Raw genomic sequence first — 1,161 nt, forward strand, 5'->3', positions numbered from 1 at the left:
TTATTCAAGCAGCTGTAAGTAAAATGAATAATGGAGAAAAATACGTTTGTATTGCAAGAACCGTTGAAAAAGGTATTGGACGGTTTGGTCAAGCCAAAAGTGTTTTATCTATAGGACTTGGTTGTGATGCAAAATATGCAAAAGATTTTGTTTATACTGAAAACGTAAATATAAATGATAAATCGACTGAAATTCCAATTGGAGTTTCTTGCAGAACCTGTGACAGATTAGATTGTTCACAAAGAGCATTCCCCCCATTACATAAAAAATTTGATGTTGATTTAAATACAAGAGGTGTTTCGGTTTATGTCAGCGATGATAAAGCCTAATTATGATTAAATATATACTGCCAGCTATAATTATTTTTTTAATAGTATTATTCTGGGAAAAAATTACTGAGTACGTAGAAAAAAAATTCAATATTAAGCTTAATTATATTGTTGTTAGCTCAATTATTGCTGCAATAGCAGTTATCCTTTTACTCCTAAATTACTAGGATTCATGAACAGCCTGGAAGTTTCAAATTTTAAAATTGAGGAAACTGAGGGAGTTTTTACCTTTAAAAACGAAAATACAACAATAGGCTTTGTTAGATTTAATGAAAAAGGTGAGGTAGAGTATATTTTTGTTAATCCAATTTTTAGAAAACAAGGGTTAGCAACTAAACTATTACAATTAGTAAAACAAAAGACTGGAAAAGAAATAATACTTCAGGAACCAATTAGCCCTTTAGGATCGAAATTATTAAAATCATTAAATAAATGGAAATAAACTTATTATTTTTTTTTACAGTTGTTCCAGCAATAATTTTATACGGAATTGCAAAATCAGGCTTAGGTGGATCCATGACTTTAATTTCTGTTCCGTTAATGACAATAGTGATGCCGCTAAATCAAGCTTTAGGAATTATTTTACCGATTTTAATATTTTCAGATTTCATCGCTGTCTATAAATATAGAAAAGAATTTGATTTAGGAACTTTGAAATTAATGGTTCCATTTGCAGCTATCGGTATAATTATTGGATCTTTAACTTTTTCATATTTTTCAGAAGATTTGTTAAAATTTATAATTGGAGTAATGGGCTTCTTGTTTGCAGGTCATTATTTCTTTTTTAAAAAAGACAAAGAAAAAAAATCTGAGAAAAACTTTTTAAAAGGTG

3 protein-coding genes are annotated in these 1,161 nt (G+C 28.5%); all 3 read left to right on the forward strand.

Translation table 11 applies throughout. The features are described 5' to 3' along the window. A partial coding sequence (locus AMN88_RS03430; protein ID WP_143323671.1) for a short-chain fatty acyl-CoA regulator family protein occupies positions 1–329 on the forward strand: 329 nt, incomplete at its 5' end. 172 nt (positions 330–501) lie between these two features. Continuing rightward, a complete protein-coding gene (locus tag AMN88_RS03435; protein WP_075536431.1) occupies positions 502–771 on the forward strand; it encodes a GNAT family N-acetyltransferase in 270 nt (89 codons plus the stop codon). Next, the coding region (locus tag AMN88_RS03440; protein WP_143323672.1) for a sulfite exporter TauE/SafE family protein at positions 762–1,161 on the forward strand (400 nt) is incomplete at its 3' end. The genes AMN88_RS03435 and AMN88_RS03440, both read left to right, overlap by 10 nt.

It is taken from the genome of Candidatus Pelagibacter communis (assembly GCF_001180165.1).
Classification (GTDB): domain Bacteria; phylum Pseudomonadota; class Alphaproteobacteria; order Pelagibacterales; family Pelagibacteraceae; genus Pelagibacter; species Pelagibacter ubique_P.